The following is a 25,439-nucleotide window of genomic DNA, read 5'->3' on the forward strand; positions in this document are numbered from 1 at the left end:
GCCGACCGCCGGTTACCGCCGGATGAACTTCTTACTTGAGGTCGAACCGGTACAGGTTGTACTTCGCCATGAGGGCGGTCAGCTTCTGGGTGTACAGGGGATCCGTCGCGTAGCCGGCCTTGTGCATCTCGGCGACGAACAGGTCGGGCTGCTTCACGTACTGGAACGCCGGCGCGTACCGGGGCGCCGTCGCCAGCAGGTAGCCGTGGTCGCGGAACGAGTTCGTGACCGTCGCGTACGTGCGGAACGAGGCCGACGTGGCGAAGCACTGGCCGAGCGGCGTGCACTCGTCGGTGTTGTGCGTGCGGCAGCCGTTCGCGAACTTGCCCTGGTTGAAGCACTTCATGCCGAAGTAGTTCTTGTCGAAGTGGCTCAGCGCGCTGCGGCCCCAGCCGGACTCCAGGATCGCCTGCGCGATCGTCACCGACGCCGGCACGCCGAACTCCCGCTGGCTGTCCTGGGCGCCGATCGCGGCGGCCGCGATGAACTCGGCGTTCGTCATGCTGCCGTTGGGCTCGTCGGCGGGCACGATCTCGAACTTCTCCCACGGGCCCACCGCCGTGCGGTTGGCGACCAGCACCCCGTTGCCGGCGTTCTCGGCGACCACGAACATGCCGTTGACCTGCGCCTTGAAGCTCACGCTGCCGTCGCCGTTGTCCAGCATCGTGAACTTCTCCCAGGCGCCCACCGCCGGGCGGTTGGCGATGAGCGGGGCGCGGCCGGCGTTCTCGGCGGCGACGTAGCGGCCGTTCACCCCGGCGGCCAGGCTCACCGTGCCGTCGGCGTTGCCGATCACGGTGAACTTCTCCCACGCGCCGATCGTCTGGCGGTTGGTCAGCATCGACTGGGTGCCGCCGTTCTCGGCGACCGCGTAGCGGCCGTTGGCCCGGGCGCGGATGCCCACGGTGCCGAGCGAGGCGGCCTGCACGACCCCGCTGGACGCGGCGGCGGTGGTCGCCCCGGCCGGCGGTGCGGGCGCGAAGGAGGCACCGGCGAACAGGGCGGCGGCCGTGGCGATCAGACGGGTCAGGGTACGGCGGGACACCGGGCCCTCCAGGGGTGCGGGGTTGCGGACCCGTCAAACGGTCGCCGCGCACCCCTGCACACCCGGGGCCCGAAGAGGTGCGGTCAGGTTGCCGTGAGCTGTTCGGCCGGCGTGATCTCCGGCAGGGTGACGATCAGGTCGTGTCCGTCGAGGAGCGGGGTGCTCAGGTAGTTCTCCTGGAGGCGCATCCGCTCGGGGACGGCGGTGAGTCGCCCGCGGGCGGGGCGCAGGTCGAGCATCCGCGTCTCGGCGAAGCCGGCGAACGCGGCCTCGACGCTGTCCTCGGCGGGCGGGTCGAGGTCGACGCCGACGATCGCGAAACCGGCGGGGCTGTCCGGGTCGAGGGCACGGCCGACCGTGCGGCCGCCGGTGTTGGTCACCGCGACCGAGAGGTACTGCGCGCCGAACGCGCGCGCCAGGTGGTGCCCGAGGCCGGAGACGGTGAAGCCGGGCGCCGCGACCGGGACGCGCTGGATGTGGGTGTTGTGGGCCATGACGACCACGCGCGCGTCGGGGTCACGGTCGAGGACCCACCGCACGGTCTCCGCCATCGCGCGATCCCTCGAGGAGAACGCCGAGAGCGCGGCCTGCCCGCCCAGCCGTGCCGCGTGCCCGCGCAGGGTCTGGTCGAGCAGCGCGGCGAGGCGCAGTTCGTGCCGGGCGGTGGCGTAGGCGTCGTCGCCGGCCGCGTCGCGGTACTCCCACTCGCAGCCGTCGAACCGCGCGCAGAGGTCGGCGTACGCGGCCGTGGCGGCGTCCCGGGCGGCCGGATCCTGCGCGCTGTAGGCGGAGTAGGCCGGGAGCATGTGCTCGCCGGCCCAGGCGTTCGCCCGCTCGACCAGACCGTCCACGATGGACACCGCGGCGGGATCGGCCTTTTCCAGGTAGCGCCGCACGTTGCGCAGCGCGGGAAGCGTCGACGCGGTCGAGCCGGGAACGTCGAGCCCGACGAAGCGGGTCCCGAGCGCACGCGCCTCGGTGAGCAGGTCGCGCATCTGCGCGCAGCGGCCCATGGTGTACGTGATGCCGTTGTCCGCCAGCTCTTTCACGTCGCCGGGCTCCCCGCGCAGCCAGGCGTCGACGGCGAGCCCCTCGCTGAAGCCGGACTCCCACGCCAGCACGGTGAAGCCGCACTCCCGCACGAGGAAGCGCAGCAGCCGCTGGCGCACGGTGTAGAACTCGCGCACCAGGTGGGCGTTCTCCCCGACGGCGACGACCCGGGCGTCTCGGAAGACACCCGGGTCGAGTTCGCCCAGTGGGAACGCGTTGTCTCTGACGTATCCGGCGAAGGTCACGCCGGAAGGATAGCTAGTGCAGCTTCTGCGGCTCGGCGTAGAGGAAGTCGTCCATCGCGACGATGTCCTTCCAGCGGCCGTCCTTGTTGTTCTTGTTCAGCGGGTCGGTGCCGACCGTGAGGCGCACCTCGTAGACGTCGGCGTTCGTCTTGATGCCCAGGAACGACAGGCCCTTGTTCTTCACCGGGGCCTTCGGCACGTAGGCGCTGTACAGCTTCTTGCCGTGGCGGTCGAACAGTTCGATCTTCGAGCTGTTCTTGCGGTCGACGTCCACGAACACCGCGCCGAAGCCCTTGACGGTGGCCCGGTCCTTGGTACCCGGCACGAAGAACTTGACCGTCATCTCCGGCGTCTTCAACGGGGTGAACAGCCGCTGCGGGCTGAACGTCGCGAAGATGTCGTCGTACTGCGGGTTCACGTTGCCGAACAGCGGCTTCGTCTTCGTGGGGTTGTCATTGTCGGCGCTGACCAGGAACTTGTTGCCCTTCTTCGTGGCGAACTCCGCACCCCGCGGCACGGTGGTGTTGAAGAAGTCCGGCGGCAGCAGGTTCGGGTCCGACTGCGCGTCCGGGGTGCCGTCCCAGTTGATTTCCCGGCGACCGGCGGCCGCGGGCGGGTTGGAGCCGTTGTTCGGCTCGCCGAGCAGCGCCCGGTAGTTGTCGACGGTGGCCTGCAGGCCGGCCGCGTCGGCGGCGGCGCCGCTCACTTTCGTGAACTCGTAGCGTGGGGCCGCCGAGGCCGGCGTGCCGAACGAGACCGCGGTGACCGACGCGGCCGCCGCGAGCGCGGCGAACGCCAGGCCGGTGCGACGCAGGGTCCGGAATGAACGCATGGCAAAGCTCACTCTCTATCAAGGGGGATGGAACCTCATTCGCTGGCTCCGACCGACGACACGGGGGCGGGATGCCTTGCGGTTCAGCACTATCGGGTTCTTGACCTTGTTGAACCGCCACTAGGCTGGCCGCATGGGTGGCTTCCTGCGCTGGATCGAACTGGACGAGGACGGCGCCGACGTGGGCGCGTACCCGTTCACGCTGCCGGTCGTGGCGGGGCTGCGGGCGGCCGGCCGGCTCGAGCTGGATCCCGGCGTCACGTTCCTCATCGGCGAGAACGGCACCGGCAAGTCCACGCTCATCGAGGCGATCGCGGTCGCCGCGGGCTACAACGCCGAGGGCGGCACCCGCAACTTCAACTTCAGCACCCGCGCCACGGAGTCGCCGCTCGGCCGGCATCTACGGCTGGTGCGCAACCCCGGCAAGCCGCGCGACGGGTTCTTCCTGCGCGCGGAGGCGTTCTACAACGTCGCCACCGAGATCGACAATCTGGGCGTCGCGCGCTCGTACGGCGGCCGGTCCCTGCACGAACGCTCGCACGGCGAATCGTTCCTCGACGTGGTGCTGAACAGGTTCGGGCCGGGCGGGTTGTACCTGATGGACGAGCCCGAGGCGGCGCTGTCGGTGCGCAGCTGCATGACGCTGATCGCGCGCATGCACGACCTCGTGCGGCAGGGGGCGCAGTTCGTCGTGGCGACGCACTCGCCGGTGCTGCTGGCCGTGCCGGACGCGCGCATCATCGGCATCGACGACGCGGGCACGGCCGGACCGGTGTCGTTCGACGAGGCCGAACCGGTCGCGCTCACCCGCGCGTTCCTCGGCAACCCCGACCGTTATCTCCGGCACCTCCTGTCCTGACCGAACGGCGCCGAAACTAGGGGTGCCAATACATCTGCCGATGTAAGTGCGTTTATGCGAAGGTCGCGGCTTTACCATTCCCCCGCGTCCGACGTCACCCTTCGCCAACCGGGAGTGGTCATCACGATGTTCTCAACACGGCTTGCCCGGCGAGGGTCGACGCGGGTGTGGCGGGTGGCGACGGTGATCGGCGTCGTCGCGACGTTCAACCTGGTCGCCCCGTGGGCCCACGCGGCGACCGCCGACCTCACCGACGACGGCGGGACGCTCACCGCGCAGTCCGGCCGTCCGGACGGCTCGGAGGGCTACGCGAAGCTGATCGACAACAATCCGCGGACGAAGTACTTCGCCGGACGCGATCGGGGCTGGGTGCAGTACGAGTCCAGGACCGCGGCGGCCGTCAACCGCTACACGATCACCTCGGGGAACGACAACCCCGGACGGGACCCGAGTGCGTGGCTGTTGGAAGGCTCGCCCGACGGCACGTCGTGGACCACGCTCGACGTGCGCCGCGACGAGACGTTCGGCGGCCGTGGCGTGACACGCGGATTCCTCGTCACCAACACCGTCGAGTACCGGTTCCACCGCCTCACGATCAGCGCGACGAACGGCTCCGCGGAGTTGCAGTGGGCCGAGTGGGGCCTGTGGACCGGCGACGGTCAACCGGCCGCGCCGAGTGCGCTGACCGCCGTCGCCGGCGCGGGCGGCACCGTCGATCTGACGTGGCGCGACAACTCCGACGTGGACAGCGGCTACCCGGAAACCGGGTTCGAGATCCAGCGTTCCGTCGACGGCGGCGAGTTCGCGACCGTGACCGTCGTCGGGGCCGACGTGACGTCGTACACCGATCCCCGGCCCGGATCAGGCGCGCTCGCCTACCGCATCCGTGCGGTGAGCGACGGAAAGCCGCCCTCCGAATTCCCCGGCTACACCAACGTGCTGCCGAGCGATCCCCCCGGGGAACGGCGCATCACCGACCTTCCCGGAACGGTGACCGATCGGTTCAACCGGACCGGGACCGACGGCGCCGAGAGCGTTGTCGACCACTCGCAGTACACCAAGTACCTCGTCTACGGAACGACCACGACCTGGCTCGGGTACACGACCGAGGCGGACGCGACCGCCACCCGCTACACGGTCACGTCGGCGAACGACGCGCCGGATCGCGATCCGCGGAGCTGGTCGCTGCTGGCCTCGCCGGACGGCACCTCGTGGACGACTCTGGACACGCGCACCGACCAGGTCTTCGCGACCCGATTCCAGACCCTCTCCTACCCGCTCACCAACACCGCCGCCTACCGGCACTACCGCTTGGAGGTGACCGCCAACAACGGATCTCCCGACTTCCAGCTCGCCGAACTGGCGATCTTCGGCGCGGCGGCTTTCGCGCCGATGCCGCCGCCGGCCGCGCCGGACCGGTTGACGGCCGCCGCTGTCTCCGGCGATCAGATCCGGGTCACGTGGCGGGACAACACCCGATGGGAGTCCGCGGTCCGGCTCGAACGGTCCACCGACGGCCTGCGGTGGGACTGGGCCCGGACCCTGCCCGCCGGCAGCACGCGCTACAACGACGTCGGCCTGCCCGGCTCGACGACGTACCACTACCGCGTGCGGGCCGAGAACCCCACCGGCGGCAGCACGTTCACCGCCCCCGCGACCGCCACGACCGGACCCGGCGACCTGCCGGAGACCTGGAAGGAGCACTGGGCCGAACACACCCAGCAGGTCAACCGGGTCTTCTACAACGACCTGCTGGGCGTCTACTTCGACGCCGACATGGAACCGTCCCAGACCTGGCTGTTCGACTACACCGACGCCGTGTGGCGGTACGTGCGCACCACCTACGACGGGCTCAACGGCGCGCGGTTGGCGGCCGTCTACCACAAGGACAAGTACTTCGGCGGTCACCCGGCGACGGTGTTCGACCAGAACCACGACTACCGCAGCGTGATCGACGTCGGCCTCAACAACTGGTCCGAGTCGGACAGCCAGCCGCGCGACATCATCGCCCACGAGATCGCCCATGTCGTGGAATTCAGCTTCGGCGGGGTCGCGAAGTCACCGTCGTTCCCCATCTGGAAGGACAGCAGATGGGCCGACATCTTCATGTACGACGTCTTCCGGAACACCGGACGGATCGCGGACACCGAGCGGTGGCGCGCGTCGCTGACCGCGAAGCGCGACGACTTCCCGCGCGCGGGTACCGCCTGGTTCACCGACTGGTGGGAGCCCATTTACGACAACCACGGCCGGACGGCGGTCCTGCAGCGCTACCTCCGGCTGCTGGCGGAGCACTTCTCGCAGTTCAACGGCGAGTACTCGCGCGACCTGAACTGGGGCGAGTTCGTGTACTTCTGGAGCGGAGCGGCCGGCGTCGACCTGCGCCCCCTCGCCACGTACGCGTTCGGCTGGCCGCCGGAGTGGGAGGAACAGTTCCAGCAGGCCCGGGAGCTTTTCCCGCAGGTCCGGTTCGCCGCCTGCTGCGGTCCGCTGATCGTCAACGACCCCGGGGCGCAGAACACCGTTCCCGGTGACAGCGTGCGGGTCCAGCTGCGCAGCTCCCTCGGGGCCACGGGTCGGTTCACCGCCACCGGACTGCCGCCGGGCCTGACCATCAGCGCGGGCGGCCTGATCTCCGGCACGGTGACCAGGGGCGGCACCTACACCGTCACCGTCACCGCGATCGACGACCAGAACAGGACCGCGTCCAGGACGTTCCCGTGGACGGCCCTCGATCACCTCGGCGAGATCCTGCACGCGGGCGGCAACTGTCTGGACGACGACAACAGCCGCACGGACAACGGCAACCGGATACACGCGGTCGGGTGCAACAAGACCGGCGCGCAGCGCTGGTCCGTCGCCGGGACCCGGTACACCGTTCTCGGCAAATGCCTGACCACCGCACCCGGCGAGGCGAAGCCGGGGACGGCGGTGGTGATCTGGGACTGCGACGGCAGCGCCGGCCAGCAGTGGACCGAACCCGGCGACGGCACGATCCGCCAGGTCTCCAGCGGCCTGTGCCTGACCAAACCCGCGAACGACGATTGGGTCTCGGTCAACACGTGCGACGGTAGCGACACCCAACGCTGGCGACGCGGATAGCGCCACCGGATCGGCAACCCGCGAGGCGGGCGTTCGGTTGCGGGCCGGCGGTTGCGGTTTGCCGGCGGTTGGGTGCCGCTTCGAGGTCGATCCCGCGCGGAACTGTTCCGCCGGGGACAGGTTGCCTACCGTCGATGCGTGGAGTTTCGGATTCTGGGTCCGCTTCAGGTCTGGAACGGCCCGGGCCGCGTCGTCCTCGGGGGAGCGCAGCAGGCGAGGGTTCTCGCCGCGCTGCTACTGGCGCCGGACCGGGTCGTTCCGCCCGACACGCCGACCGTCACCGACGGTCCGGGTCACCGCCTTTCGGTGGAACGCACACAGCTCGACGCCGCCGCGTTCCGGCACCACGCCGGGAGCGGCGACCCGGAAAGGGCCCTGGGCCTCCGGCGGGGACCGGCGACGGCCGGGATCGACGGCACGCGCCTGCGGGCCGGCGTCGCGGCCGACCGGCGACTGTCCGAAGAGGACGGTGCGTCGGTGGTGCCGCTGCTGACACCGCTCGCCGGCAAGGGCGTCACCCGCACGGCGAACACCCTGCCGTAGGACCTGCCGTCTCGCGGATCATGACCTTGGCCTCGCAAGTACTGGGGACATCTCATCGCCCGCTCGTAACCTGCGTACAGCCCCAGTACTTGCGGACCGACTACGTGCGGACACCGATGCCGTACCGTGGCCATGGCGGCGTCCCGCCCGCCCGTCGTCTCAGGAGGCGGGGCGCAGGACCGGCGTCTCCAGCCGCACGGCGCCGCCGCGCCGGAACTCCTGCGCGGGACGGCCGGTGCTGGTCTGCCGGAAGGTGCCGGTCGGCTCGATGAAGCCGGGCACATTGCGGATCTTGCGGTAGAAGTTGCGCGCGTCGAGCGTCACGTCCCAGACCAGCTCGTAGACGCGGCGCAGCTCGCCGATCGTGAACGACTCCGCGCAGAAGTCCATCGCCGCCGTGGAGTCCTCCACCGCGGCGCGCAGGTGCGCGATCGCGTCACGCAGGACGTCGCGATGGTCGAACGCCAGCGGGACGCTGTCGTCGAGGACGCCCGACGCCGGGATCCACCTCGCCGGACCGGCCGCGGTGCCCCTGGGCGGGTCGGGGAGGTCGTGCCCGATGCCGAGGTACGAGACGGTGATGACCCGCTCGCGTGGATCGCGATCGGGTTTGCTGTACACCCGGATCTGTCGAAGGGGCAGCGGATCGAGACCGGTTTCCCCGGCGAACTTGCGGTCGGCGGCCTTCTCGAGGCTCTCCCGGGCGAACACGAAACCGCCAGGCAGTGCGAGCCTGCGCGGCGCCTTCCTGCGGTTGACGACCACGACCCGCAGCGCGTCATCCCTGATTGTGAGCGCGACGATGTCGACGGCGACCGGGAAGCGGGCCCGCTCGGAATCCTCACTCATGCATTGATCCTAGGCATTGTGCCATCTCTGACAAGAAGGTTGTGCCATCCGACGCACTTGGCATGGCGATATTGGTGTCACGACTGACACGATGTCTCCCGTCGGGATCGTGCGCCACCCCACCTCGAAGAAGGGCCGCACCATGTCCAATCCACGAAAGCCACGCGTCGCCAAGAAGCCCCCGACCGTCGTCGTCTCGACGGTACTACCCGTGGCGGCCTGCGCAATGAGCGCGATGCTCCGCAACGAGCGCAGATATGACGCCTACCGCCTGGACAGCGGCGAGCGGGTCGAGGAGGCCCTGGTCGGGCCCGAATCGGCACCGGTGCGGGTGGTCACCATGCGCACGGCCGACCGGGGCCAGTTGGCGGCCGCGCTCGCGCTCGCGCATGTGTGCGGCCTCTTCGAGCCGCGCTTCGTCGCGATGGTGGACGTGGCCGGCTCCATCGACCGCCGGGTCGACGTCGGCGACGTCGTCATCGCCGACAGCGTCATCCACTACGAGCCGCGCCGCGTCACCGCGGACGGCCCGTGCCGCCGAGCGGTCGTCCACGCCGTGACGCCGACCGCCGGCCGGATCGTTCAGGATCTGCTCAGCAGCATGTGGGAGGCGGTGTTCGCGGATCGCGACCACGCCGGCGGATCGATGTTCCGGCTGCACCACGGCGGGATCGGCTCGGGTGACGCGGTGGTCACGGACGCGGAGTCGGAGATTCGCGCGTTTCTGCGGTCCGTCAACGAGAAGACGCTCGCCGTCGACACCGAGTCCGCGGGCTTCACCCACGCCTATCAGGAGTACGCGGAGCGGATGCCCTTCCTCAAGGGGTGGTTCGTGATCCGGGGCATCTCCGATCGGGCCGATCGGGACAAGGACCACGATCGGCACCGGATCGCCGCGGTCCATGCCGCCGACGTTCTGCGGACGCTGCTGCCGTTCCTGTGAGGGGCCGGCCGCACCCCGTTCGGTGCGGCCGGCCGCGCACTCAGTAGGTGACCTTGAACGTGGCGTCCTGCCTGTCGGTCGCCGTCGAGCCGCTCGTGATCGGGTCGATCCGCAGCACGTACCCGCTGTGCCGGATGTACCGGTCGGCGACGTTGTACGAACGGAACGACGTCCAGCTCGAGTCGGCGAAACCCGCCGTCCGGTAGAACGTGGCATCCGCGCGGAACTGCGTCGTGCCGTCGTTCGTGGCGAGCACGAGGGCGTAGTCGGCGTGGCGCAGGTACATGTTCGGGAAGTTCACCGACCGGAACGACACACCCGCCGGGTCGGCCAGCCCAGGCTCCAGCCGCCACTGCTGATCCTGGTACGGATCGAACGGGTACACGTCGATGCGGGCCACGTTGTCGGCGTGCCGCACGTACCGGTCGGGGAAGTTGTACGACTTGAGCCTGTTCCAGGCCGGCGTGCCCCACGCGCCGGTCAGTGCCGACAGTTCTGCGCCGGTGATCGGCGTGAGGCCGGGGTGTTTGGAGTTCAGCGGCTGGGTGTAGGCGCGGTCGCCCAACAGGCTCCACGAGCCGCCGCCCACGTCGGTGCTCTGCCAGCAGAAGAACCGGCCGTTCGGGCTCCAGGTGTCGCCCCACATGTACCAGGTGTCGGCGGTGTTGTGCTTGACGATGTTCGGGGCCTCGACGCCGCGGCCGGGGCCGATCGCGCCGGTGTAGACGCTGAAGCTGCCCGGGTCGAAGCTGCCGGAGCGCGTGCCCAGCAGGGTGCTGTTGGTGTTGTTCTTGTAGTACATGTAGTTGACGCCGTTGACGGTCACGAAGCTGCCGTCGATGGCGTCGTAGCCGGCGTCGAAGAAGATCTGCGGCGCCGACGCCGTCCGGAAGTCGCCGGTCCAGTTGACCATCAGGACGTTGCGGCCGCCGGTCACCGCCGAGTAGACGACGCCGTACCGGCCGCGCGAGGCGTCCCAGAATGCCTCCGGCGCCCAGGCGTGGGTCGCCAGGGAGTGCACCTTCAAAAGGCGGTATCCGGTGAACGACCGGAGGTCGGCCGAGTCCCACACGTGCAGATACTGGCTCTGGTACGCCCAGTCGGTGCCCTTCAGGTCGGTGGCGAGCACCACGAATCCGCCGTTCTGCTTGCGCAGGATGAACGGGTCACGCAGACCGGTGCTGCCGAGCGTGGGGCGGGCGACCGGGTTGTTCTGGTTGAGCGGTGTCCAGTTCAGCCCGTCGGCGCTGACGGCCAGGTGCAGGTTGTAGTCGGCGGCGGCCATGGTGGGCGACTCGGTGAAGTACCCCATGGCGTATCCCGAGTAGGTGGCCGCGGCGGCGGGGTGCGGGGCGGCGAGCGCGCCCGTGCCGGCGGCGACCGCCGAGGCGCCCGCGGCGGAGAGCAGTTGGCGGCGTTTCACGCGTTCCTCCCGGGGGTTGGAGGGCGCCGATGTTAGCGGTAACACCATCGACCGTCAACGATGGATACGACCGCCGTTGTGAACGCTCACGTCACGGCCGGGTGCCCGGTGGAACCTTTCCGCTCGGCACGGCGAAGACGGCCAGGAAGTACTCGGCCGCGAAGCAGGCGGTATTTTCGCCGCCGGTCAGCACGACGAGCATGCCGTCGACATTGATGCTGAGGGTGGCGCCGGTGGCCTGACAGCCGATGCGGGTGAACGCGAACAGCCGCAGCCCGCGCCGCTGGTACGGGCGCACCGCCGTGCGCACCCGGTCGAGCTGCGCCGCGGGGAGGGGCAGCCCGTCGAGCTTCGTCGGATCCGTCACCTCGGTCTGCGGCTCGCCCGCGTCCGCAGGGCTGAGCCTCAGGAAGATCACCAGCGTCGCGTCGGCCGGCGGCGGCGGATCCCCCGATGCCGGCCCGCCGGGCGCACCGGAGGCGGCCGGGCCCGGCGATCCGGGAGGCGAGGCCGGCGCCGTCGAGGCGGCCTGCGCACCCGCCGAGACCGGGGCGGAGACCGAGGGTGCCGTGTCGCCGGCCGGGGAGCCGCCGCCGCCCGACGTGCAGCCGCCGACCAGCCCCGCGACCACCACCCCGCAAACCGCCACCGCCACTCCCGAACCGAACCGCATGCGCATATCGTCTCCGACGCACCGCATCCCGGGGCGGTTCCCGCGTGCCGGCCGCCCGACGTGTGTGAGCTCACGGATATCAACTAGCTTGTTGACCTCCCTGAGCTCACACACGTCAACAGTGAACTCACACCCGTGTGAGCTCGCGGCGGTCGGCGGTGCGCGAGGTGGGATCCGGCCGCCGGAGGCGCCGTGACCGCACGCGGGCGTGGCAGCGTAGGCCCGCCAGGGCCCAGCGGTGCCGCCCGGGAGGCAACGGTCGCGCACCCGACGGCCCGGGAAATGAAGCTCTTCAAGGGTGGCGGCCCGCGATCGGGTCCGTCCTGGCCGGAAATCGCCCTATGAACAAACTCTGATCGCGTTGTCCAACAGTTGGTGGGGCGGATAGTTGACTGTACACAGGATACGGATCGATCAGAATCGGGTTCCGTTCGACCAGGGGAGCACGGCGATGCGCGGCAGTGTGGACACGATGACCCCGGAGCTTTCCGCCGCGGACTACGTGGCCGAGGGAGAACGCGCCCTCTACGACTACGGGAGCCTGCACAACGGTCGCATCTGGTTCGACGCGGCCTACCGGGCGGCGGTGCGCGAGGGGGACGTCGAGGCGACCGCCCGCGCCGCGCTCGGACTAGGCGGCCTGTGGGTGCACGAACACCGCACCGTCGCGAGCGCCTCGCAGGTGCGCGCCCGCCAGCGGCACGCGCTGTCGCTGCTCGACCCGGACTCGCCGCTCGCCCAGCGCCTGCGGGTGCGGCTGGCGGCCGAGGACGACTACCGCGACGGCACCCACGACGACGTGCTCGCGGCCCTCGCGGAGGTGCGCCGCGGCGGGGATCCGGTGGCGCTGGCCGAGGCGTTGAGCACCGCGCACCACTGCGTGCTGGCGCCCGGGCAGGGGCTCCTGCGCGGCGCCCTCGCCGCCGACCTCATTGCCGTCGCCGGCTCCACGGGACGCCGCAGCGACCTGCTGATGGGGCTGCTGTGGCAGACGATCGACCAGTTCCTCGACGCGGACCCGCACGCGGAGCGCTGCATGCGCCAGCTGCGCGACCTCGTCGCCGGGGAGCCGCACCTGGCGACCGGCTACGTCGTCGGCGTCATGGAGGTGATGCTGTGCATCCGGGCGGGGCAGTTCGAGCGGGCGGAGCAGCTCGCGGTGCGCTGCGCCGAGCGGGGCCGGCTCGCCGGGGACGCCGACGCGGACGCGTGGTTCGGCGCGCAGATGGTCGCGATCCGTTGGTACCAGGGCCGTCTGGTGGAGGTGCTGCCGTTCCTGCGGCGCCTCGTGCACGACTCCACGCTGAGTCCCGTCGACAACTCGCTCTTCGGCGCCCTCGCCGTCGCCGAGGCCCTTTCGGGGGAACGTCGTGAGGCCGCGGGGGCCCTCGCCCGACTGTGCGGGCGGGATGTGTCCGCGCTGCCGCGTTCGAGCAGTTGGCTGGTCGCCATGTACGGCGCCGTCGAGGCGGCACACCTGCTGGGCGACGGTGCGCTGTCGGCCCGGGTGTACGAGTTGTTGACGCCGTTCGCGCGGCTGCCCGTGATCGCGAGCCTGGGCGTGGCGTGCTTCGGCTCGGCGGAGCACGCGCTCGGCGTGGCCGCGCTGACCACCGGTGCCCTCGACAGCGCGGTGGCCCACTTCGAGAACGCCGTCCGCGACAACCTAGCCCTCGGCCACTGGCCGGCGGTCGTGCAGTCGCGCACCCGCCTCGCCCAGGCCTACCGGCTGCGCGGCGGCGCCGACGACCCGGCCGCGGCGCGGCTGTCCCTGGCGACGGCCGCCCGGGAGGCTTCGGCGATCGGCATGGCCGTTCCCGCGCAGGCGGCGCCGGCGGAGCCGGTGACGTGCCGCCGTTCGGGCCGGCGGTGGGAGCTGCGCCTCGGCCACCACCGCGCCACGGTGGAGAACAGCGTGGGCATGCGGCATCTGGCCGTCCTGCTCGCCCACCCGGGACGGGAGATCGCGGCGAGCGAACTCGTCACCGGGCCGGAACCGTTGCCGGACCGGGGTTCCGCGCAGCCGCTGCTCGACGACGCGGCCAAACGCGAGTACCGCGAACGCCTCGACCGGCTGGCCGCCGAGATCGACGACGCGGAGTTCGCGAACGACCTGGAGCGGGCCGCCCGCGCCCGGGCCGAGCGGAGCTGGCTCATCGCCGAGCTGGCCGCCGCGACCGGGCTCGGCGGGCGGAGCCGGCACTTCGCCGACGGCGAGGAACGGGCGCGCATCGCCGTCGGCAAGGCGATCCGGCGCGCGTTGGCCCGGGTGGCCGAGGCGGACCCGGTGATCGGGCGCGCGTTGCAGGACTCGGTGACGACCGGCCTGCGCTGCTCCTACACGCCGTAGCGCGCCTTTTGTGGCCGCCCCGCCGCGGCGCCCGCTTCCCGGCGGCCCGGCCGCTTCACGGCCACCAGCGTCAGCGGAGGGCGGAGCGCTCCGTGGGGGTCAGGCGTAGGAGTTCGGCCGCCTGGACGTGTGCCGCGGCCTCGGTCATCGCCGCCACGGTCGGGTAGCGGCGGAAGCTCACGGTGACGGGTTCGCCGGTGCGGACCGGCAGCGCGGGGAAGGTGTTCTCGGCCGGCTCGGTCTCGAACAGGAACTCACCGTCCACAGTGGACGGGTTCACCGCGACGAGCAGGGCCGATTCGGCGGGGCCGTCCCGCCCGGCGGGCTCGGGGAAGCCGTGTGCCGGCGAGAGGGGCCGCAACAGCAGCACGTCGTCGGAGTCGATCATCGTGGCGTTGGCGGCGTCGCGGTGCTCGTTCCACACCGGTCCGCCGTAGAACTCCGCGAGCGACCGCGCCCGCGAGTCCATGTCCGGGAAGCCGCGCAGCCACACGAAGTGGTCCGGCCGGTCGAGGTCGCGGAACTGGCCCACCACGGCCATCCCGCACGCCTCCTGCGTCTCCACGAATTCCCGGTCGAAGAGCGCGATCAGGTCCTCGCGGCGGCCCGGATGCAGCGCGTACTGCCGCAGCTCCACGACCGGGTATCGAACATCCCCCATGTGTGTGCCTCTCGTCGTAACTACTGTTGTTTCACTCGAAGCGTCTCGGCGAGCACATCCGCCACGGTGGTGCGGGCGAGTTCGCGGCGGAGGCCCAGTTCGACGGCGCCGTAGACGTGGCCGAGCGCCGGCCGGATGCCGAACCCCACCGGGCACTCCAGGTTGGGCTCGGTGGCGTGCAGCGCGAAGACCGGTTCGGGGTCGACGGCGTCGTAGACCTCGAGCAGCGTGATCTCCTCGGCCCCGCGGGCGAGTGACCAGCCCGCGCCGGTGCCGCGCCGCACGGTGAGGAGCCCGGCGTCGGCGAGCCGGCCGAGGCTGCGCCGGATCACCACCGGGTTGGTGTTGACGCTGGCGGCGACCTCGTCGGAGGTGAGCACGCCGCGGCCGCGGCGGCGGGCCAGTTCGAGCCACGCCAGTGCGTGCACGGCGATCGTGAGCCGGCTGTTGGCTGCCATTGCAACAGGATCTGTTACAGCCATGGAAAGGTCAAGGTAGGGAAACCCGTGGAGGCGCGACGGAGGGTCACGAACGGCGTGCCGGCCTGGGTAGGCTTTCGCTCCGGGGCTTTCATACATGCTGGACGATTTTCCGGTCGAACCACGGGCGCAACGCGTCTACCGCGATCTGTTGCGCACGGCGCCGGTCGACGAGGACGCGTTCCTCGCCGACCTCGACGATCCCGACGACGGCCGCCGCTGGCTGGACCGGTTCGCCGATCTCGGCCTGATACGCACCGATCCCGACGGGCGGCTGCACGCCGACCCGCCGCGCGACGTGATCGAGGCGTGGGCCACCGAACGCGAACTGGAGGCCGCCCGGGCCCGCCGCGCGGCGTCGGTGCTGACCCGCCTCTACACCGCCGAGCAGGGCATCGGCTCCGGCTGGGTCGAGCTGGTCGCCGGCCACGACGAGGTGCGCCGGCGGGTGCACGACCTGCAGGCCGCGGCCCGTCGCGAGGTGCGCGCGCTGGAGCGCGTTCCATACCCCCGCGGAGGCGGGGGTCAGCCCACAGATCGGGACGAGTGGCCCGATCGGCCCGAGGGCGTTCAGCTCGCCGCGCTCGAACGGGGCGTGCGGTACCGCGTGCTCTACGAGGCGGGCATGTTGCGTCGGGAGGCCGTCCTGCGCAGCCTGCGGGCCGGCGTCGCGGCGGGCGAGCAGGCGCGGGTCTACGCGGACGTTCCGCTGCGGCTGCTGATGTCGGACACGGCGCGCGCGATGGTCGTGCTGCCGCGGCCGCTGACCGGCGACGCCGACGCGTTGATCGTGTACCCGTCGCCGCTGTTCGACGCGCTCGGGCAGGTCTTCGAGGCGTTCTGGCGGCTGGGGGAGCCGGTGCCGGACCGGCCGGGCGACGGGTCCGCCGAGCCGAGCGAGGAGACGCGGCGGTTGCTGTCGCTGCTCGCCGCCGGGTTCACCGACGACGCCATCGCGCGGGACCTGGGCGTGAGCGACCGGACCGTCCATCGCCGGGTGAGCCGCCTGTTGGAACTGCTGGGTGCGCGCACCCGGTTCCAACTGGGGCTGCAGGCGGCCCGCCGCGGCTGGCTCTGACCAGGTTTCTGTCCGCTTTCTGTCATGGCGGCTTCTCGTCATCACACACCTCTCCCATTGATGTCTGTGAACGACCAAGGTGTTCAGCAACCTGTAGTCGAAGGGACACCTATGCGTAGAGCACTCCTCGCGATCGCGCTCGCGACGGTCGGCACCGTCGTCGTGGTCGAGTCACCGGCCGCCGCCGCGCCGCGCGAACCGGACACCGCCGCGCTCGCCGGCCCTCTCACGCGGCAGACGCTCGCCTGGGAGGAGTGCGTCTTCGAGGGCATCTCCGACGCGGCGAAGGAGCTGTTCAAGACCGTGCCGGGGCTGGCCTGCGCCACAATCACCGTGCCGGCCGACTGGCACCACCCGCGGGACGGCCGCACGATGAAGGTGCGCATCTCCAAGACCGCCACCGCCGGCCAGGGTCGGCAGGGCATCGCACTCGTCAACCCCGGCGGGCCGGGCGGGAGCGGCCTGGTGTGGGGCGCCGCGATGGCCACCCGTTCCCCCGAACTGGCCCAGCAGTACGACTTCGTCGGCTTCGACCCGCGCGGCGTCGGCGCCTCCACGCTCGTGCCGTGCCGCGTCGAGTACGACCCCGAGCAGACGTACACGGTGGACCAGGAGACGAAGCTGGTCGTCGACGGCTGCCGCAGCACGCCGCTGTCGGACCTGATCACGACCGAGCAGACCGCCTACGACATGGACTTCATCCGGGTGCTGCTCGGCGAACGGAAGACCAGCTACGTCGGCTACTCCTACGGCACCTGGCTCGGCATGTGGTACGCGGCGACGTTCCCGTCGAAGGTGCACCGGATGCTGCTGGACTCCTCGATCGACGTCTCCCAGCGCACCCTCGAGAAGCTGTGGGACCTGCAGCCGCGCAGCCGCGACCGGGCGTTCCAGGAACAGTTGCTGCCCTACGTGGCGCGGCATCCGCAGGAGTACGGCCTCGGCACCGACCCGATGGAGATCCGGCGCAGGTGGGAGGAGGCCGGCGGGACCCGTTCGCCGATCGGCCTGATCCTCACGGCGTTCTTCATGATCCCGGCCTTCTACAACACGGCGGACTACCCGATCGCGGCGTTCGTGGTGCAGTACGTGATCGAGAACGGCAGCGCCGCCACGCTGAGCGGCGCCGCCGACTTCCTGCTCTCCCGGCCGGGGCTCACCGAGGAGCAGCGCGGCACCGTGCGCGAGGAGCACGCGCGCGCCGCCAACGGCGAGGTGAAGCCGGTGCGCATCTCCGGCGTGGTCGTCGGCCGCACGGCCACCACGGAGATCGTGGAGGTCGACGCGACGTTCGAGCAGATCCGGTGCCAGGACGGGCAGTGGCACCAGAGCCGGCTGTACTGGGAGCTGTGGCGGCGCGACCTGGAGCGCAACGCGCCGTTCATCTACCCGTTCATGACGGCCACCCCGGCGTGCGCCTACTGGCCGACGTCGAACCGGATGCCGGCGTTCGACCCGCGCACGTTCCCGAAGGTGCTGGTGCTCCAGGCGGAGATGGACGCGGCGACGCCGTACGAGGGCGGCAAGGCGGGCGTCGACAAGCTGCCCGGCGCGCGCCTCGTGAGCGTCGACAACGAGGGCACCCACGGCGTCTACCCGTACCTGACGTCCTGTGTGGACGATCCGGTGCACGCGTACTTCCTGAGCGGGTCGCTGCCCCGGGACCGGTACACGGCGTGCCAGGGGCTGCCGCTGCCGGGGGAGCAGGCGACGTTCGACGTGGGAGGAACGATCGGCCCGCGCGGTGACATCAAGATCCGGATGGTGACCGACGACGTGCGCCGGGCCAACCGCATGGTCCGCGAGATCCTCCGTGACCAGGCCGAGGAGGCCGACCCGGTCACGACGAGCTAGATCCAGGGGAGAGATCGTCCGGGGTGGCCCGCCGCGAGGTGGCCACCCCGGACGCCGCCAGGTACGCCACGCCGAACGCCGCCAGCGCCAGCAGCACGTGCGGGTACGAGTCGAGGAACCCGATCGTCATGCGCGCCGAGGCGAAGCTGTGCGCGCCCTCGTCGTGCACCGGGGGACCGAACGCCCGCGGCACCATCCACTGGGCGAACCACTTCCACATCTCCCCGCGCGGCGCGGTGCCGGCCTCGAACTGCACCAGCGTCGAGGCGGTGACCGCGATCGCGGTGACCAGCGCGGCCAGCCCGGCGCCGACCGGCACCCGCCACCACCCCCGGAACCGCCGCACCGCGCCCGCCAGCAGCGCGAACGCCGCCAGCCACACCACCCAGCTGGTGATCATCCCATAGGGCTGCCGGCCGAACTGGTACTGCATGGTCGAGGGCGCCGGCGTCGAGTACCGCCACACCAGCTCGGTCGCGTATCCGGTCGCCTCGAGCAGGAAGCCCGCCCCCACGCAGGCGGCCACGACGGCGAGCAGGATCCCGCCCAGCGGTGCCGCGTCGACGGGTGGGCGCCGGCGCCCGAGCACCCAGCCGAGCGCCGCGGTGCACAGCGCCGGCACCAGCGCCACCGCACCGACCACCAGCCGCTCGGCCGCGGCGGACGCGGGATCGCCGAACTCCTGATACGAGAAGTGCTTGAGCCAGACGGTCTTCGCGACGGCGAGCAGCATCAGGTACAGCACGACCGCGCACGCCACCGTCGCGCCCCGCCCCCACCCGAACGGCAACGGCTCCCGGTGCGGGCGTGACACGGCGAGGCTGACGCTGAAGGCGAGCATCCGCCGGTGCCGGAACTCCGGCTCGCGGTCGATCGTGTCGATCTCGGCGTACCACTCGCGCAGCAGGCCGTCGCGGCTCTCCGCGGGCCAGCGTCCGGCGGCGGCGCGCAGCAGCCACTCGGCGACGGTCCTGATCACCACGCCTCCCGCATCCGGTGCACGGCGGTGTCCTTGCGCAGCGCGGCCAGCGCGGTGCGGGCCTCGGCGACCCCCTCGCCGGTCAGCCGGTAGTAGCGGCGCACCGGCCGGCCCGCCTCGACCGGATCCTCGTCCTCCCACCGGGCCTCGACCCAACCGGCCGCCTGCAGCCTGGCCAGGACGGGGTAGAGCGTGCCGCTGGCGAGGCCGGTGCGCTGCATCAGGCCCAGCCCGTAGTGCTCGTCGTCCGGGTCGGCCAGCAACGTGGCGAGCACCTTCGCCACCGGCACGGTCATCCTCATCCCCATGCCCGGAACTCTACATAGGGTCATATCCGGATGTCTACATAGGGGTAGCGTGCTCGGTCGTCGCGGTGCTCGTGTTGGCCAACCGGGCCGGGCTAGCGCTGGATGATCGCCGCGCCGGGGTACTCGCGTGCGGCGTAGATGCCGACGCAGCCGCCGGCCGCCGTGGCGACCCAGTAGTGCGACAGGTACGTCTGGAGCTTGACCGTCCCGCGCGCCGGCAGGCTGGTCCACGGCCGGCGCTTGCCCTCGAAGTCGAGCCAGTGGATGTCCACCGGCACGTCGAGCTGGTTGTAGAACTGGATCGACGTCACCGCGTGCGTCTGGGCCGATGCGAACCCGGGCTCCTGGCCGCAGGGGAGCGTCGCCAGGCGCGTCTCGTCGGAGGCGATGCGCGGTGCGGCGGGAGCGCCGGCCGTCGTGGCGCCCGGGGCGGGTGCCGCCGTGCCGGACTCCGGGCGGGGTGCGCCCGGCTCGGTACGCGGCGCGCCGGCCGTGGCGGTCGGCCCCGGCGCGCCCGGGAGCTGAGGGTCGGGCGCGGGCACGGCGCGATCGGCGGGTCCGTCCACTGTGGATGGAGCAGTCCCGGAAGCGGCGGCGGGACGCACGATCCGGGCCGCGACACGCGTGTTCTCCTCGGGAAGCGGGCTCCAACCGGCCGCCAGTGCCACGCCGGCCACGCCGAGCACGGTGCTGAGGATCCCGGCGATGACGCCGACCTTGGTCCAGGGGCTTTCCGCTGACGCCATGCACCGATCTCCCGCGTTGAGGTGGACCGGCCTCATCGTAGGTAGCCGGCGGCGGTGCGAGGTCGATCGGCGAGCCCGTCGGCCGAACGACGCGGGTCACGGCCGGCTCGGGTGACCCCGCTCGGGTCGGCCGGCCAGCAGGCCCAGGCCGAGCACCACGACGGACAGCGCCGCCAGCGACGCGAACACCGCCTCGTACCCGCCCGTCGCGGCGCGCAGCACCCCGCCCAGCACCGGCCCGGTCGCCGAGATCAGGTATCCCACGAAGAACGCCATCCCCGACACGGCGGCCGTGTAGCCCGGATCCCGGCCCAGTCCGCTGACGATCGTCAACGCCAGCGCCAGCAAGCCGCCCGCGCCGAACCCGAGCACCGCCACGAACACCCACGCCAGACTGCGCGGCGCGTAGGCGAGCCCGAGCAGCACCGGCGTCGTCGGGACCAGGCACAGCGCGACGAGCGGGCCGGTGCGGCCGAGCCGGTGCGCCATCCAGGGCACCGCGAACGCGGAGAAGACCTGCGTGAGGCTGAACAGCCCGAGCAGCAGCCCGGCCGTCGCGGTGCCGTACCCGATCGCGGTGTACCGGGGCGCGAGCCAGGCCAGTTCGGTGTAGAAGAGCAGCGACTGGGTGCCCATGAACAGCGTCGCCGCCCACGCCCGCCGGTCGCGCCACGGCCAGCGGGTGCGCGTGGCGTTCGTCGGCGGGGCGGGCGGTGCGCGCAGCAGCCAGGCGGTCAGGCCGAGAACCGCCGGCACGCACCACACCGCGAGCGACGCGCCCCAGGACAGGCCGAGTCCACTGTGGAGCGGCCCGGTGAGCGACGCGCCGAGCAGGGCGCCGCCGATCAGCACCGACGTGTAGGCGCCGGTCACCGGTCCCACGCGGGAAGGGAAGCGGGCGCGCACGATCGGCGGCAGCAGCACGCCCGCCACGGCGATGCCGACGCCCGCGAAGAGCGTCGAGGCGTAGAGGACGTGGACGTTCTCGACGATCCGCATCGCGGTGCCGGCGAGGATGAACGCCACCGACACGGCCACCATGCGATCGAGCCGGAAGCGTTGCGTGGCAAGGGGTCCGACCGGTGCGAACGCGCCCATGCACAGCACCGGCAGCGTGGTCAGCAGCCCCACGGCCGGTGCGGAGAGGCCGAGGTCGGCGGCGATCACGTCGGTCAGCGGCGGCACGGACGCGATCGCCGCCCGCAGGTTCAGGGCGACGAGCAGGATCGCTATCAAGAGGCGGTTTTTCCCAGGTCGACGGGCGCCTTCGCGGCGCGGATCTGGGAGTACACCCGGGCCCGCAGCTTGCTGAACCCGGGATCCGACCGGGTGCCGAGCTGGTCGCGCTCGTCCGGCAGGTCGACGGTCAGCTCGTCGAGCACGTGCGTGGGCGACCTGCTGAGCATGACGACCCGCTGGCCGAGGTACACCGCCTCGTCGATGTCGTGCGTCACGAACACCATCGTGATGCGCAGCTGCCGCCACACGTCGCGCACCAGGTCCTCCAGGTCCGCGCGGGTCTGGGCGTCGACGGCCGCGAAGGGTTCGTCCATCAGGAGCACGCGGGGCTCGTACGCGACGGCCCGCGCGATCGCGACCCGCTGCTGCATCCCGCCGGAGAGTTGCCAGGGGAACGCCTCCAGCGAGTCGTGCAGCCCGACCGCCGCCAACGCGTCGTGCACCCGCTTCCGACGCTCCACTGTGGACAGCTTCCGCCGGCGCAGCGGCAGGGCGACGTTGTCCGCCACGCGCAGCCAGGGGAAGAGGCTGCGCCCGTACTCCTGGAACACCACGGCGAGGCCGGGCGGCGGGCCGCTCACCGGCCGGCCGTCGACCCGGATCTCGCCGGCGGTGGCCGGGAGCAGGCCGGCGATGCAGCGCAGGAGGGTGGTCTTGCCGCAGCCCGACGGCCCGACGACGGTGACGAACTCGCCCGCCGCGACGTGGAACGTCAGGTCGCCGATCGCCTCCACGGTGCGGCCGTGTCCACTGTAGACCTTCCGCAGGTGCTTGACGTCCAGCACGGTCGCCTCCTCAACGCTGTCCGTGGTACCACGCGAGCACCCGCCGTTCGACCAGCCGGAAGAGCCCGGACAGGAGAACGCCGAGCAGGCCGAGCAACAGGACGCCGCTCCACATCTCGGGAATCTGGAAGCCGCGCTGGAACTGTACGACGGTGAAGCCGAGTCCGCTGCTCGCCGCGAACATCTCGCTGATCACCATCAGGATGATGCCCACCGACAGCGCCTGCCGCGCCCCGGTGACGATCTGCGGGCTGGCCGAACGCAGCACCAGGTGCCGCAGCCGGTCCGCGCCCCGGATCCCGTACGCCTTGCAGGTGTCCGCCAGCACGGGGTCGATGGCCCGCACACCCTCGACGGTGTTGAGCAGGATCGGCCACACGCAGCCGGAGACGACGACGAGCACCTTCATCAGGTCGCCGATGCCGGCGAACAGGATGAGGATCGGCACCAGCACGGGCGGCGGGATGGCCCGCAGGAACTCCAGCACCGGCTCGACGGCGATCCGCAGCCGGGGCGAGAGCCCGATGAGGACACCGAGCCCGATCCCGAGGACCAGCGCCAGCGAGTAGCCCGCGGCGAGCCGCAGCAGCGACGGCAGAACGTCGTCCCGGATCCGCGACCCGAACCACGTCTCCGCGAACGCGGCCAGGATGCTCGACAGCGGCGGCCGGTAGAAGTCCACGCTGCCGGCGCTGAACACCCACCACGCCGCGAACAGCACCGACGGCAGCCCGAAGACCAGGGCGGTCCGGCGCAGGATCGTCACGCCGCGGCCTCCTTGCGGAACGCCGGATGCCAGGCCAGCACGCGCTTCTCCGCGTCGCGCGTGACGACGTTGGCCACCACGCCGACGAGACCGGTCACCACGATGAGCGCGTACATCTGCGCGACGGCACCGCCCGACTGCGCCAGCGCGATCTCCTTGCCGAGGCCGGGTGTGCCGATGACCAGTTCCCCCGTGACGGTGAGAATGAGCGCGACGGCGGCGGCCAGGCGGACTCCGGTGACCGCGTACGGCAGCGTCGTCGGCCACACCAGCCACCGGATCCGCGCGAGGCGCCCGAGTCCGTAACTGCGCGCGGTGTCCCGGGCCACCGGGTCCACGTCGGTGACCCCCTGCAGCACCTGCACCAGCACCTGCCAGAACGACGCGTACACGACGAGCAGCAGCGTGGCCGTGCGACCCGTGCCGTAGAGCAGAACGGCGAGCGGGATCAGCGCGACCGACGGGATCGGCCGGAGGAACTCCACTGTGGACGCTGTCGCGGCGCGCAGCAGCGGCACCGACCCGACCACCACGCCGACGACGACGCCCGCGCCGACCGCGATCGCCAGGCCGGTGAGCCACGTCCGCAGGGTGTCCAGCAGCGCGGTCCAGAACGCGTCGCGCCCGAACTCCTGCCCGAGCGCGCCCGCGATCCGGTGCAGCGGCGGCAGGTAGACCGCCGACACGACACCGGTGTAGGGCACGACCTCGAGCAGGAGCGCGAACGCCAGCAGGCCCGACAGCGGCAGGAGGCGACGGATCACGGGAGAAGCGTCCCGAGGTCCGGGGCCTTGTCCAGCAGCTTGTCGCCGACGGCCAGGTCGGCGAGGGTCTGCACGGATGCGCGGTTGACCTCGGTCGGCCAGCGCGGCAGCGTGAGCCTCGCGGCGACGTCGGCCTTGATGCTGGTGTAGGTGGTGATGATGCGCCGAACCTCGTCCGGGTGCGTGTCGGCGTACCGCAACGACTCCTTCATCGCCTCCTGGAAGCGGCTCACCAGGTCCTTGTTGGCGGCGATCGTCTGGTCCGAGGTGAAGTAGGTGGCGACGGTGAGGTCGGGTGCCGGTTCGGCGTAGTTGGACGAGACCAGCCGGGCGCCCTGATCCAGCGTCGCCGTCAGGAACGGCTCCACCACGAAGGCCGCGTCGACCCGCCCGCCCTGCAGCGCGGCCGGCATGTCCGGGAACGCCAGTTCGGTGAACTTCACCGCGTCGGGGTTGCCGCCGGCCTTGCGCACCGAGGCGCGGGTCGTGGTGTCGCCGATGTTCTTGAGCGTGTTGACCGCCACGGATTTGCCGGCGAGGTCGGCGGCCGTCCTGATCGGACTGTCGCCCTTGACGACCACGCCGCCGAAGTCCTTGCCGACCACGCCGGTCGACGCGACGCCGTTGCTGACCATCTTGACGCCGATGCCGCGCGAACGGGCCAGCAGCAGCGAGGTCACGTTGCTGAAGCCGAACTGGTACTGGTTCTGCATGACGGCGGGCACGATCGCCGCGCCGCCCTGGCTGGTCGAAAGCGTCAGGTTGAGCCCGCGGGAGCTGAAGAAGCCCTTCTCCTTGCCGAGGTAGATGGGCGCGACGTCGACGATGGCGATGACGCCGACCTTGATGTCGACGGTCTGGCCGGGGGCCGTGGGCGTCTGCGGCGGGGCGGAATTTCCGCCGCACGCGGTGAGGCCGATGAGGGTGGCGGCTGCGAGCAGCGCCCAGGGAAACACCTTTCGCATCTGAACTCCAGGGGGCGGTTGGAGTGGCAGGCGTTCGCATACCGAACGAAAGTTCTCTATGAGAACGTATGATGTGGCGCAGCTCACGTCAATGCGGAGGTGCCGAGTGGGTGGACGCGCCGAGCACGGCCCCGACTTCGTGCAGTCACTCGAACGCGGACTGGCGGTGATCCGGGCGTTCGACGCGGCCCGGCCGGAGCTGACGCTCAGCGAGGTCGCCGTCGCCACCGGGGTCACCCGGGCGGCCGCCCGACGGTTCCTGCGCACGCTCGTGGGGCTCGGGTACGTGCGCAGCGACGGGCGACTGTTCTCGCTCACGCCCCGGGTGCTCGACCTCGGCTACGCCTACCTTTCCAGCGCGTCCCTGCCGGAAGTGGCGGAGCCGCACCTGGAGGCACTCGTCGCGCGGGTCAACGAGTCGTCGTCGGTCTCCGTGCTCGACGCGGGGGAGGTGGTCTACGTCGCCCGCGTGCCCACCTCCCGGATCATGACGGTGGCGATCAGCGTCGGGACCAGGTTCCCGGCGTACGCCACCTCCATGGGGCGGGTGCTGCTCGCCGGGCTCGACGACTGCGACCTGGAGGCCTACCTCGCCGGAGCCGCGCTGGAGGGGCTCACGCCGCGGACCGTCCGCACGCCGGCCTCCCTGCGGGAACGGATCGGACAGGTGCGGGCGCAGGGCTGGGCGCTGGTCGACCAGGAGCTGGAGGAGGGGCTGCTCTCCGTCGCGGCACCCGTGCGCGACCGTTCCGGGCGCACCGTCGCCGCCGTCAACGTCTCCGGGGCCGCCACCCGGTGGGACGCCGGTTCCATCGTGCGGGACCTGGTGCCGCCGCTCCTGGAGACCGCCGCGGGCATCTCCGCCGACCTGCCGCCTGGCAAGACTCGCAGATAGGCGTGG

24 protein-coding genes are annotated in these 25,439 nt (G+C 71.4%); 8 read left to right on the forward strand and 16 right to left on the reverse strand.

Features of this window, described 5'->3' with window-relative positions; translation table 11 throughout:
• Nucleotides 1-31: 31 nt before the first annotated feature.
• The 3 genes from gsmA to Val02_RS00685 form a co-directional block, all read right to left on the reverse strand.
• Nucleotides 32-1,045, reverse strand: coding sequence for a sporangiospore maturation cell wall hydrolase GsmA (gene gsmA / locus Val02_RS00675; protein ID WP_239151166.1), 1,014 nt, complete (start codon nucleotides 1,043-1,045; stop codon nucleotides 32-34).
• A gap of 83 nt (nucleotides 1,046-1,128) precedes the next feature.
• The gene (locus Val02_RS00680) at nucleotides 1,129-2,340 is read right to left on the reverse strand and encodes an erythromycin esterase family protein (protein WP_203896855.1); all 1,212 of its coding nucleotides are present in this window, start codon (nucleotides 2,338-2,340) and stop codon (nucleotides 1,129-1,131) included.
• Between the two features lie 13 nt (nucleotides 2,341-2,353).
• Nucleotides 2,354-3,172, reverse strand: a complete 819-nt coding sequence (locus Val02_RS00685; protein WP_203896856.1) for a hypothetical protein — start codon at nucleotides 3,170-3,172, stop codon at nucleotides 2,354-2,356.
• A 133-nt stretch (nucleotides 3,173-3,305) separates the two neighbouring features.
• On the opposite strand from Val02_RS00685, the gene Val02_RS00690 reads away from it, so the two are divergent.
• From Val02_RS00690 to Val02_RS00700, 3 genes are all read left to right on the forward strand, one after another.
• Nucleotides 3,306-4,031 carry an AAA family ATPase gene (locus Val02_RS00690; protein ID WP_203896857.1) on the forward strand — a complete coding sequence of 242 codons (726 nt, stop codon included), beginning with the start codon at nucleotides 3,306-3,308 and terminating at the stop codon, nucleotides 4,029-4,031.
• A gap of 174 nt (nucleotides 4,032-4,205) precedes the next feature.
• Nucleotides 4,206-7,133, forward strand: coding sequence for a ricin-type beta-trefoil lectin domain protein (locus Val02_RS00695; RefSeq protein ID WP_203896858.1), 2,928 nt, complete (start codon nucleotides 4,206-4,208; stop codon nucleotides 7,131-7,133).
• 138 nt (nucleotides 7,134-7,271) lie between these two features.
• Nucleotides 7,272-7,676 carry an AfsR/SARP family transcriptional regulator gene (locus Val02_RS00700; RefSeq protein ID WP_203896859.1) on the forward strand — a complete coding sequence of 135 codons (405 nt, stop codon included), beginning with the start codon at nucleotides 7,272-7,274 and terminating at the stop codon, nucleotides 7,674-7,676.
• Nucleotides 7,677-7,835: 159 nt separating this feature from the next.
• Here Val02_RS00700 and Val02_RS00705 read toward each other — a convergent pair whose 3' ends face one another.
• Complete coding sequence (locus Val02_RS00705; RefSeq protein ID WP_203896860.1) at nucleotides 7,836-8,525, reverse strand: NUDIX hydrolase; 690 nt, start codon at nucleotides 8,523-8,525, stop codon at nucleotides 7,836-7,838.
• A gap of 91 nt (nucleotides 8,526-8,616) precedes the next feature.
• Between Val02_RS00705 and Val02_RS00710 the strand changes: the two genes are divergently transcribed.
• The gene (locus tag Val02_RS00710) at nucleotides 8,617-9,468 is read left to right on the forward strand and encodes a 5'-methylthioadenosine/S-adenosylhomocysteine nucleosidase family protein (protein WP_203896861.1); all 852 of its coding nucleotides are present in this window, start codon (nucleotides 8,617-8,619) and stop codon (nucleotides 9,466-9,468) included.
• Nucleotides 9,469-9,508: 40 nt separating this feature from the next.
• Here the strand turns inward: Val02_RS00710 and Val02_RS00715 are convergent, their stop codons facing one another.
• Together Val02_RS00715 and Val02_RS00720 are read right to left on the reverse strand one after the other, a co-directional pair.
• On the reverse strand, nucleotides 9,509-10,891 hold the full coding sequence (locus tag Val02_RS00715; RefSeq protein WP_239151168.1) for a glycoside hydrolase family 43 protein: 1,383 nt from the start codon (nucleotides 10,889-10,891) through the stop codon (nucleotides 9,509-9,511).
• 91 nt (nucleotides 10,892-10,982) lie between these two features.
• Nucleotides 10,983-11,564, reverse strand: coding sequence for a hypothetical protein (locus Val02_RS00720; RefSeq protein ID WP_203896863.1), 582 nt, complete (start codon nucleotides 11,562-11,564; stop codon nucleotides 10,983-10,985).
• Nucleotides 11,565-12,015: 451 nt separating this feature from the next.
• On the opposite strand from Val02_RS00720, the gene Val02_RS00725 reads away from it, so the two are divergent.
• Nucleotides 12,016-13,914, forward strand: a complete 1,899-nt coding sequence (locus Val02_RS00725) for a hypothetical protein (protein ID WP_203896864.1) — start codon at nucleotides 12,016-12,018, stop codon at nucleotides 13,912-13,914.
• A 70-nt stretch (nucleotides 13,915-13,984) separates the two neighbouring features.
• On the opposite strand, the gene Val02_RS00730 is transcribed toward Val02_RS00725, so the two are convergent.
• Together Val02_RS00730 and Val02_RS00735 are read right to left on the reverse strand one after the other, a co-directional pair.
• Complete coding sequence (locus tag Val02_RS00730; RefSeq protein WP_203896865.1) at nucleotides 13,985-14,575, reverse strand: NIPSNAP family protein; 591 nt, start codon at nucleotides 14,573-14,575, stop codon at nucleotides 13,985-13,987.
• 20 nt (nucleotides 14,576-14,595) lie between these two features.
• Nucleotides 14,596-15,033 (reverse strand): Rrf2 family transcriptional regulator, encoded by a 438-nt coding sequence (locus tag Val02_RS00735; protein ID WP_203896866.1) that lies wholly within the window; start codon nucleotides 15,031-15,033, stop codon nucleotides 14,596-14,598.
• A gap of 118 nt (nucleotides 15,034-15,151) precedes the next feature.
• On the opposite strand from Val02_RS00735, the gene Val02_RS00740 reads away from it, so the two are divergent.
• On the forward strand, nucleotides 15,152-16,132 hold the full coding sequence (locus Val02_RS00740; RefSeq protein WP_203896867.1) for a helix-turn-helix transcriptional regulator: 981 nt from the start codon (nucleotides 15,152-15,154) through the stop codon (nucleotides 16,130-16,132).
• 111 nt (nucleotides 16,133-16,243) lie between these two features.
• On the forward strand, nucleotides 16,244-17,986 hold the full coding sequence (locus Val02_RS00745) for an alpha/beta hydrolase (RefSeq protein ID WP_203896868.1): 1,743 nt from the start codon (nucleotides 16,244-16,246) through the stop codon (nucleotides 17,984-17,986).
• Here Val02_RS00745 and Val02_RS00750 read toward each other — a convergent pair.
• The 8 genes from Val02_RS00750 to Val02_RS00785 form a co-directional block, all read right to left on the reverse strand.
• The gene (locus tag Val02_RS00750) at nucleotides 17,973-18,965 is read right to left on the reverse strand and encodes a hypothetical protein (protein ID WP_203896869.1); all 993 of its coding nucleotides are present in this window, start codon (nucleotides 18,963-18,965) and stop codon (nucleotides 17,973-17,975) included. The genes Val02_RS00745 and Val02_RS00750 overlap by 14 nt on opposite strands.
• Nucleotides 18,962-19,273 (reverse strand): PadR family transcriptional regulator, encoded by a 312-nt coding sequence (locus Val02_RS00755; RefSeq protein WP_373317844.1) that lies wholly within the window; start codon nucleotides 19,271-19,273, stop codon nucleotides 18,962-18,964. The genes Val02_RS00750 and Val02_RS00755 overlap by 4 nt, the downstream gene beginning before the upstream one ends.
• 92 nt (nucleotides 19,274-19,365) lie before the next feature.
• Nucleotides 19,366-20,019 (reverse strand): VHL beta domain-containing protein, encoded by a 654-nt coding sequence (locus Val02_RS00760; protein WP_203896870.1) that lies wholly within the window; start codon nucleotides 20,017-20,019, stop codon nucleotides 19,366-19,368.
• A gap of 96 nt (nucleotides 20,020-20,115) precedes the next feature.
• The gene (locus Val02_RS00765) at nucleotides 20,116-21,255 is read right to left on the reverse strand and encodes an MFS transporter (RefSeq protein WP_203896871.1); all 1,140 of its coding nucleotides are present in this window, start codon (nucleotides 21,253-21,255) and stop codon (nucleotides 20,116-20,118) included.
• Nucleotides 21,252-22,043 (reverse strand): ABC transporter ATP-binding protein, encoded by a 792-nt coding sequence (locus tag Val02_RS00770; RefSeq protein WP_203896872.1) that lies wholly within the window; start codon nucleotides 22,041-22,043, stop codon nucleotides 21,252-21,254. Before Val02_RS00770 ends, Val02_RS00765 begins: the two co-directional genes overlap by 4 nt.
• 10 nt (nucleotides 22,044-22,053) lie before the next feature.
• Nucleotides 22,054-22,809, reverse strand: a complete 756-nt coding sequence (locus Val02_RS00775) for an ABC transporter permease (RefSeq protein ID WP_203896873.1) — start codon at nucleotides 22,807-22,809, stop codon at nucleotides 22,054-22,056.
• Nucleotides 22,806-23,573: an ABC transporter permease gene (locus Val02_RS00780; RefSeq protein WP_203896874.1), complete on the reverse strand. Its 768-nt coding sequence runs from the start codon at nucleotides 23,571-23,573 to the stop codon at nucleotides 22,806-22,808. The genes Val02_RS00775 and Val02_RS00780 overlap by 4 nt, the downstream gene beginning before the upstream one ends.
• Complete coding sequence (locus tag Val02_RS00785) at nucleotides 23,570-24,538, reverse strand: ABC transporter substrate-binding protein (protein ID WP_203896875.1); 969 nt, start codon at nucleotides 24,536-24,538, stop codon at nucleotides 23,570-23,572. Before Val02_RS00785 ends, Val02_RS00780 begins: the two co-directional genes overlap by 4 nt.
• Nucleotides 24,539-24,644: 106 nt before the next feature.
• Here Val02_RS00785 and Val02_RS00790 point away from each other — a divergent pair, with 106 nt between their 5' ends.
• Nucleotides 24,645-25,433, forward strand: coding sequence for an IclR family transcriptional regulator domain-containing protein (locus Val02_RS00790; protein ID WP_239151169.1), 789 nt, complete (start codon nucleotides 24,645-24,647; stop codon nucleotides 25,431-25,433).
• The last annotated feature ends 6 nt before the right edge of the window (nucleotides 25,434-25,439 follow it).

Origin of the sequence: Virgisporangium aliadipatigenens, from assembly GCF_016863615.1 — a bacterium.
GTDB classification, from domain to species: Bacteria; Actinomycetota; Actinomycetes; order Mycobacteriales; family Micromonosporaceae; genus Virgisporangium; species Virgisporangium aliadipatigenens.

Bases quoted from the DNA above. Each gene is read 5' to 3' on its own strand.
- Val02_RS00745 (WP_203896868.1), top strand. From the start codon at position 16,244: ATGCGTAGAGCACTCCTCGCGATCGCGCTCGCGACGGTCGGCACCGTC.
- Val02_RS00720 (WP_203896863.1), bottom strand. From the start codon at position 11,564: ATGCGGTTCGGTTCGGGAGTGGCGGTGGCGGTTTGCGGGGTGGTGGTC.
- Val02_RS00705 (WP_203896860.1), bottom strand. From the start codon at position 8,525: ATGAGTGAGGATTCCGAGCGGGCCCGCTTCCCGGTCGCCGTCGACATC.
- Val02_RS00755 (WP_373317844.1), bottom strand. From the start codon at position 19,273: ATGGGGATGAGGATGACCGTGCCGGTGGCGAAGGTGCTCGCCACGTTG.
- Val02_RS00760 (WP_203896870.1), bottom strand. From the start codon at position 20,019: ATGGCGTCAGCGGAAAGCCCCTGGACCAAGGTCGGCGTCATCGCCGGG.
- Val02_RS00685 (WP_203896856.1), bottom strand. From the start codon at position 3,172: ATGCGTTCATTCCGGACCCTGCGTCGCACCGGCCTGGCGTTCGCCGCG.
- Val02_RS00740 (WP_203896867.1), top strand. From the start codon at position 15,152: ATGCTGGACGATTTTCCGGTCGAACCACGGGCGCAACGCGTCTACCGC.
- Val02_RS00730 (WP_203896865.1), bottom strand. From the start codon at position 14,575: ATGGGGGATGTTCGATACCCGGTCGTGGAGCTGCGGCAGTACGCGCTG.
- Val02_RS00710 (WP_203896861.1), top strand. From the start codon at position 8,617: ATGTCTCCCGTCGGGATCGTGCGCCACCCCACCTCGAAGAAGGGCCGC.
- Val02_RS00785 (WP_203896875.1), bottom strand. From the start codon at position 24,538: ATGCGAAAGGTGTTTCCCTGGGCGCTGCTCGCAGCCGCCACCCTCATC.
- Val02_RS00735 (WP_203896866.1), bottom strand. From the start codon at position 15,033: ATGGCAGCCAACAGCCGGCTCACGATCGCCGTGCACGCACTGGCGTGG.
- Val02_RS00690 (WP_203896857.1), top strand. From the start codon at position 3,306: ATGGGTGGCTTCCTGCGCTGGATCGAACTGGACGAGGACGGCGCCGAC.
- Val02_RS00725 (WP_203896864.1), top strand. From the start codon at position 12,016: ATGCGCGGCAGTGTGGACACGATGACCCCGGAGCTTTCCGCCGCGGAC.